Genomic DNA, 6124 nt, shown 5'->3' with positions numbered 1-6124 from the left:
TAAGGCCGCCAAGTCCAACGGGGGCGGGCCAGGTCCCACGCAAGCCCAAGGGCAACGGGGCCGCGCCATGGGTCTCGCCCCGCCGACACGCGCTGCACGGCCCGGGGCGATGAGCCCCAACATGCGGGGACCAAACGCGGGTCCCAACAATCGCGGCCCCTCGCTAGAGGGCCGTAATGGTCCGAAGCCGCCTCAGGCCCGCCGAACCCCGCCAAAGCCAGGAGGGGACAAGGCGAAGGCCGGCAATGCGAAAGCCAAGCCGCAATCGGCGCGTGGGAAGCCGAAATCCAGCCGGGCCAAGCCGGCCATGCACCGGCCCGCGAAGCCAAAGCAGGCCAAGTCGAGGGCGGCGCACGTCAATCCAAAGCCTGCGAAGTCGAGATCCGCCCATGGCGGCGGTAACGGAAACCGCAAAGGGGCCGCGAGCCGCGGTCATGGCGGCGGTGATCGGGCCAAGGCCTGCAAGGCCAATCCGAAGCGGCCGGGTTGCGGGCGGCGCGGCTAGTGCGCTCCCATCTGCCACTCTCGATTTAGCGAGCGATGGGCACTAAAGGGGTCTCGCGCCGGCAATAGGCCATCGAGTTTTGGGCCCCGCACACGGCCTTCGCCTTCCAAACGTCGAAGTCCTCGTCGTCGAGGGGGTCGTCGCAGGTCGCGGAGACGGGATTGTCGGACGCGCGTTTGAGCCAGCAATATTTCCAGCTCTTGCGGTCCTTGTCCTCGACGACAGAGACGCGGCAATAGCCGTTCTCCGGCACTTGAACCTCGATAGTATACCGCCAGACGCGCCCCGCGTCGGTTTCGACTTCGGCGATGCTACAGCCGCTGACGCCGTCGCGCGCCTGCACAGGGTGGGCGAGAACCACGCCGGCCAGGGTGAGCGCGAAAACCTTCAAACAAAGGCCTGTGATACGGGCACTGTCCGGGATCATCGAGCCTGTCTCCATGAATTCGATTGGGCCGGCCGCCAAACTGAGCCGGATGGTCCGCCAGTTCAAGTCCGCCGGGCAAATGGCGTTTGCCTTTGGAGCCCCGTCCATTAGCATCGCTAGAAAAATCGCTCAGTGTAGAGCGCGAGAGGGCTGGGCTATGGGAGGAATGGGCATCGTGTCGAGCTGCAAGCGGGCGGGGCTCGCGCTCCTTTTGCCGTTTTTCCTCAATGCTTGCTCCGACGGCGGAGACGCGACGAGCGCCGAGGACAAGCCGCTTCCCAGCGTCGTGGTCGAGGCGGTGACCGCACAAGATGTGGCCGGCCAAACGGATTTTGTCGGCCGGACCGAGGCGTCGCAGCGGGTCGACGTGCGGGCCCGAGTCAGCGGCACGCTTCTCAAAAGACCATTCGAGGAAGGTCACGAGGTCGAGGCGGGGGCCGTTCTTTTCGAGATCGACCCGGCCGAATTCCAAGCCAATCTGTTGGCAGCGGAAGCCCAGGTCGCCAAAGCGCAAGCCAGCTTCAACGAGAACGACCGCAGTTTGAAGCGCTATGAAGTGCTCTTGGAGCGAGAAGCGGCGAGCGAGGCGCAATACGATATCGCCAAGTCGAAGGCGGATCAGTCGAAGGCCGACGTGTCGGCGGCGGAGGCGGATGTTGAGCGCGCCAAGCTCGATCTCGGCTACGCGACGATTACCTCACCTATCGCCGGACGTACGGGCATCTCGGATGTGGATGTCGGAAACCTCATCGGGCCGGACAGCGGCGTCTTGGTGACGGTGCTCGACCTCGACCCTATCGATGTAATCTTCTCGGTGGGCGAGCGTGATTATTTGAACTACGTGGAAGCGAAGAAGGCGGGCACGGCGGAGGACTTCACGCCGCAAATTCGCCTCGCCAACAACAAGCTCTACGAGTTCCCCGGCGAAGTGGCGGTCATCGACAATAAAGTCGATCCGGCAACCGGCACGATCAATATTCGGCTCACGTTTCCCAATCCGGATCGCATCCTCGTCCCCGGGCAATATGTCAGCGTGTTGCTGACGCGGGCGACGCCGGAGAAGCGCGTGGTCATCCCACAGTCGGCGGTGCAGGAAAACCAAGCGGGCCCCTTTGTGCTCATCGTCGACGGTGAAGGCCGCATCGAGGCGCGGCCGATCAAGACGGGTGACCGCATAGAAACCGGCGTGGTGGTGCTTGAAGGTCTTCGAGAAGGTGAGACCCTGGTTGTTCAGGGCATCCAAAAGGTCCGTCCCGGCGCCGAGGTCAATGTCTCGTATCTTGCGCCGGCAGAACGGCCGGAGATTATCGACCAGGAGGCATCACCCGAGACAGCATCCGGCGCGCCGGAGCCAACGCCCGATCCAGAGCCGCAAGCCGACCCCCGAGCCAGAACCGGCTCCGCAAGGCGCGCCCTAAGTCATGCTCAGCGCCTTTTTCATCGACCGCCCGAAGTTCGCGTTCGTCATCGCGATCGTGACGATCATCGCCGGGCTGCTGGCGATGAGCGCGCTTCCGATCGCCGAGTATCCGGAGCTCACCCCGCCGCAAGTGCAGGTGTCAGCAAATTATCCCGGCGCCAACGCAAGCGTCGTCGCGGAGTCCGTGGCTGCGGTAATCGAGGCCGAGGTCAACGGCGTCGAGGGCATGACCTACATGTCATCCAAGAGCGCCAATGACGGCAGCTACACTTTGACCGTCACGTTCTCGATCGAGACGGATGGGGACACGGCCCAGGTCAACGTGCAGAACCGCGTCTCTCAGGCGATGCCGAAGCTGCCCGAGGAGGTGAAGCGCCAAGGCGTACCACGGAGAAAACCTCCACCAGCATGCCTGATGGTGATTTCCGTCTACTCACCGGAAGGAACCTACGACAGCATCTTCCTTTCCAACTACTCGAGCATCAATTTGCTCGACACGCTCTCCCGCGTGAAAGGGGTCTCGAAGGTCTCAAATCTGGGCGCGCGCGACTACAGCATGCGCATGTGGCTCGAGCCGGACCGTCTGACGGCTTTGGGCTTGACGGCAAGCGATGTCATCGCCGCGATCCGAGATCAGAATATTCAGGCGTCCCCGGGGGCCATCGGCCAGGAGCCCGCCCCGTCTTCACAGCAATTCCAATACACATTGACCGCGCAGGGGCGCCTCGCGGACGTCGATCAGTTCAAGAACATCATCCTCGTTGCGAATTCCGACGGGTCCGTCGTGAGATTGAGAGACGTTGCACGGGTCGAGCTCGGTGCGGAAAACTACGGCTGGTATGGCCAGTTGAACGGAAAGCCGGCCGCGCTTCTGGCCGTCTATCAGCTCCCTGACGCGAATGCGCTCGACGTCGCCCAAAAGATTCGGTCCGAGATGGATCGGCTGTCGCAGCGTTTTCCCCAGGATCTGAAATATCAGATCACATACGACACCACCCTCTATGTAGAGACCTCGATTCGAGAGGTGGTCATCACGCTGCTCCAGGCTTTGGGTCTGGTGGTCTTTGTCGTCTTCATTTTCTTGCAGGACTGGCGTTCAACCCTGATTCCGGCCATCGCTATTCCCGTTTCACTGATTGGTACATTCGCCGCGCTTCTGGCGTTCGGCTTCACCATCAACACGATCAGCTTGTTCGGGCTGATCCTCGCCATCGGCGTGGTGGTCGACGACGCGATTGTCGTTGTCGAGAATGTGCAACGACACCTGGCTGACGGCTTGAGCCCACCGGATGCCACGCGCAAGGCGATGGAAGAGGTCACCGCACCGGTCATTGCCACCACGCTCGTTCTTCTCGCGGTGTTTGTGCCGGCCGCCTTCACGCCCGGATTGACCGGCCGCCTGTTCGAGCAGTTCGCGGCGACGATTTCCGTTGCAGTGGCGCTGTCGTCGATCAATGCGCTGACGCTGAGCCCGGCCCTATGCGCAACGCTTTTGCGTCCGCCAAACCCGGCACGGCGCGGGCCGCTCGCCTGGTTCGAGCGCGGGATCGACCGAACCCGCAAAGGCTACAATGTCGTGGTTCGCGCGCTGATCCGCAGGGCCGTGGTTGCAATAGCGCTGGTCGCGGCCGTGTTCGGCGCTACGGCGTGGTTCGGCATGACGACGCCCACCGGGTTCATTCCCCAGGAGGATCGCGGCTCAATTTTCATCGATATGCGCTTGCCGGACGGTGCTGCCTTGCCGCGTACGACCGCGGTACTTGGGGAAGTCGAAACCATTCTTGAGAACACGCCAGGCGTGGCGAACGTGATCGCCGTTGGCGGCTACTCAATTCTGCAAGGCACGGTTGTGCCAAATGCGGCCTTCATCATCGCCGTTTTGGAACCATGGGACGAGCGGGACACGCCGGAACTTGGACTGCGTGCCATCATGCAGAATATCGCTCCAAAGTTCGCGGCCATTCCACAGGCCGTCATCATTCCTTTCACGCCACCGCCCATTCCTGGTCTCGGCACCACGGGTGGTTTTGAGTTCGTCTTGCAGGATACCGAGAGCCGATCGCCACAATCGCTGGCGTCCGTGCTCAACGGCTTTATCTTCGCGGCGAATGGCGAGCCCCAGGTCACCAGCGTCTTCAGTACGTTTGGCGCCAACTCGCCGCAGCTGTTCATCGACGTCAATCGCCAGCTCGCAAAGACCAAGGGCGTGAGCATCGAAGACATCTTCACGGTGCTCAACGCCAATATCGGCGCCTATTACGTGAACGACTTCAACAAATTCGGCCGGGTCTACCGTGTCTACGTTCAGGCGGAGGCCGACCGGCGTTCGAGCCCCGAGGATATCGGCAAGCTCTATGTGCGGTCCGCCGGCGGCGAGATGGTGCCGCTACGCTCACTGGTGACCGTCTCTTCGGTCTTGGGGCCGGAGACGATCGAACGCTACAACATGTTCCGCTCAGCCACTGTCAATGGAAATCCCGCGCCCGGCTATAGCTCGGGCCAGGCGATCGCCGCGATGGAAAGTGTTGCCAGGACGAGTCTGCCCGACGGCTATACTTATGAGTGGACCGGCATGTCCTACGAGGAGATCAAGGCGGGCGCGGCCAGCTCAGCCGTGTTCGTGCTGTCGTTCATTTTCGCCTATCTTTTCCTCGTCGCGCAGTATGAGAGCTGGACAATTCCGGTTTCGGTCATGCTGTCGGTCGTGTTCGCGATTCTCGGTGCCTTCGTGGCACTCAAGCTTTCCGGTGTCGCGCTCAACACCTACGCGCAAGTCGGCCTCATTCTTTTAATTGGTCTGGCGGCAAAGAATGCCATTCTCATTGTGGAGTTCGCCAAGGAGAAGCGCGAAGCCGGCGAGAGCATTGTCGATGCCGCCGAGAATGCCGCCTCCTTGCGCTTCCGCGCGGTGCTCATGACCGCCTTGTCCTTCATTCTTGGCGTGCTGCCACTCGTGCTGGCCACCGGCGCCGTGCCGCAGGCCCGCGTGTCCGTCGGTCTCACAGTCTTTGGCGGGATGCTGCTTGCCACGATTCTCGGCGTGACCTTCGTGCCCTTCCTCTTCGTTCTGCTCCAGCGGATGCGCGAGTCGGTCAAGAGCAAGAAGGCCGAGCCACCGCCCGCGTCCAAACCGCAGCAGACTTAGAGATGACGATCCAGATCGTCCTCGGTGCCATCATGATCGTGGTCACCACGCTGATCCAAGGCGTGTTCACGATGGTCGGCATCGAACGTCTGCGTGATCATCTTGAGCGGCATCGCACAAACTCACTGTTGCGTGGAACACTCAGCGTCGCTGCTTTTGTGCTGTGGCTCTTCCTCGCCATGATTCTCGAAGTCTGGACGTGGGCAACGCTCTACATCGCACTCGGCGCGATCTCGCCGCTCGAGAAGGCGGTCTATTTCTCTACCGTGACCTTCACCACGCTCGGCTTCGGCGACATCACACTCGGTGAAGAGTGGCGTCTTCTGTCCTCATTCGAGGCGGCCAATGGCCTTTTGATGTTCGGCTGGTCCACGGCGCTTGTCTTCGCCGCTGTGCAATGGGTCTACACCGGGCTCAAGCGTGGCGATCGCAATTAGAAGAAGCGTTCGAGGACGTAAATAGTGTCGCCTGGCTGGACGGGATAGTCTGTTGGGACCATGACGGTTGACATGACTCCGCCGAACTTTCGTGTGAGGCGGACGAAGCGTTTTTTGGCGCGTTCGGTGTATCCCTCTGCGATGGCGACGGCGGCCTCGACGGTCATGGCGTTGACGTACGGGTATTGGC

At 61.7% G+C, this 6124-nt stretch carries 3 protein-coding genes and 2 pseudogenes; 3 read left to right on the top strand and 2 right to left on the bottom strand.

Annotated elements, in window-relative coordinates; genetic code table 11:
* Positions 1 to 530: 530 nt before the first annotated feature.
* The gene (locus AUC71_RS19375) at positions 531 to 971 is read right to left on the bottom strand and encodes a hypothetical protein (RefSeq protein ID WP_204376680.1); all 441 of its coding nucleotides are present in this window, start codon (positions 969 to 971) and stop codon (positions 531 to 533) included.
* On the opposite strand from AUC71_RS19375, the pseudogene AUC71_RS21080 reads away from it, so the two are divergent.
* From AUC71_RS21080 to AUC71_RS08610, 3 genes and pseudogenes are all read left to right on the top strand, one after another.
* A pseudogene (locus tag AUC71_RS21080) lies at positions 946 to 2193 on the top strand (efflux RND transporter periplasmic adaptor subunit); the annotation flags it as partial. The gene AUC71_RS19375 and the pseudogene AUC71_RS21080 overlap by 26 nt on opposite strands.
* A gap of 160 nt (positions 2194 to 2353) precedes the next feature.
* Entirely contained in the window at positions 2354 to 5497 is a 3144-nt protein-coding gene (locus AUC71_RS08615; RefSeq protein WP_069623940.1) for an efflux RND transporter permease subunit, read from the top strand.
* Positions 5498 to 5499: 2 nt separating this feature from the next.
* The gene (locus AUC71_RS08610) at positions 5500 to 5934 is read left to right on the top strand and encodes a potassium channel family protein (protein ID WP_069623939.1); all 435 of its coding nucleotides are present in this window, start codon (positions 5500 to 5502) and stop codon (positions 5932 to 5934) included.
* Here AUC71_RS08610 and AUC71_RS19370 read toward each other — a convergent pair.
* Positions 5931 to 6124: pseudogene (locus AUC71_RS19370) on the bottom strand (polysaccharide biosynthesis/export family protein); the annotation flags it as partial. The gene AUC71_RS08610 and the pseudogene AUC71_RS19370 sit on opposite strands and share 4 nt — an antisense overlap.

The organism is Methyloceanibacter marginalis, assembly GCF_001723295.1.
Taxonomy (GTDB): Bacteria; Pseudomonadota; Alphaproteobacteria; order Rhizobiales; family Methyloligellaceae; genus Methyloceanibacter; species Methyloceanibacter marginalis.
Note: the sequence above shows the minus strand (reverse complement) of the source record. Positions and strands in the feature narration are given on the sequence as shown.

Coding starts and splice junctions, on each gene's coding strand:
- AUC71_RS08615 (WP_069623940.1), top strand. CDS start 2,354: ATGCTCAGCGCCTTTTTCATCGACCGCCCGAAGTTCGCGTTCGTCATC.
- AUC71_RS08610 (WP_069623939.1), top strand. CDS start 5,500: ATGACGATCCAGATCGTCCTCGGTGCCATCATGATCGTGGTCACCACG.